The sequence below is a fragment of the Vibrio sp. Of14-4 genome, assembly GCF_022347625.1.
Taxonomy (GTDB): domain Bacteria; phylum Pseudomonadota; class Gammaproteobacteria; order Enterobacterales; family Vibrionaceae; genus Vibrio; species Vibrio pristinus.
Genome location: NZ_JAKRGI010000056.1, coordinates 1 through 1044 on the forward strand (window position 1 = coordinate 1; position 1044 = coordinate 1044).

The window sequence follows — 1044 nt, forward strand, 5'->3', positions numbered from 1 at the left end:
CATTCTAAAACGCCAGGTCACCCAGAATATGGTTACGCGCCAGGTGTTGAAACGACTACAGGTCCTCTTGGCCAAGGCATTACCAATGCAGTTGGTATGGCCCTTGCGGAAAAAACGCTAGCGGCGCAGTTTAACAAGTCAGGCCATGACATTGTCGATCACTACACCTACGCCTTTATGGGCGATGGCTGTTTGATGGAAGGGATCTCGCACGAAGCTTGCTCTTTGGCGGGTACACTAGGCCTTGGTAAGCTTATCGCGTTTTGGGATGACAACGGCATTTCAATCGATGGTCACGTTGAAGGCTGGTTCTCTGATGATACGCCTAAGCGTTTTGAGTCTTACGGTTGGCACGTTATTCCAGCGGTTGATGGCCACGATCCTGAAGCGATCGATACGGCGATCAAAGCCGCGAAAGCCGATCCTCGTCCAACATTAATTTGTACCAAAACCATTATTGGCTTTGGTTCACCGAATAAATCAGGCTCTCACGATTGTCACGGTGCTCCGCTTGGCGCTGATGAAATTGCGGCTACCCGCAAGCAATTGGGTTGGGAACATGGTCCATTTGAAATCCCTGCGGATGTGTATGCCCAGTGGGATGCCAAAGAAGCTGGCGCAGCCAAAGAAGCGACGTGGAATGATAAATTTGATGCTTATGCTGCGGCTTACCCAGCAGAAGCGGCAGAGCTTAAGCGTCGTCTAAATGGCGAACTACCTGCTGAGTGGGAACAAAAAACCAGCCAAATCATCGCAGACTTGCAAGCTAACCCAGCCAACATTGCTTCACGTAAAGCGTCGCAAAACGCGCTGGAAGCCTTTGGTCAAATGTTGCCAGAGTTTCTGGGCGGCTCTGCCGATTTAGCGCCTTCAAACCTCACTATGTGGTCTGGCTCTAAATCAGTATCGGCTGAAGATGCGTCAGGTAACTACATCCACTACGGCGTGCGTGAATTTGGTATGACAGCCATCATGAATGGTATTGCTCTGCACGGCGGCTTTGTTCCTTACGGCGCGACTTTCCTTATGTTTATGGAATACGCA

1 protein-coding gene is annotated in these 1044 nt (G+C 50.4%); it reads left to right on the top strand.

Features of this window, described 5'->3' with window-relative positions; translation table 11 throughout:
• Positions 1–1044 (top strand): thiamine pyrophosphate-dependent enzyme (locus MHN79_RS20785; protein ID WP_239174905.1); only part of this gene is annotated, 1044 nt, incomplete at both ends.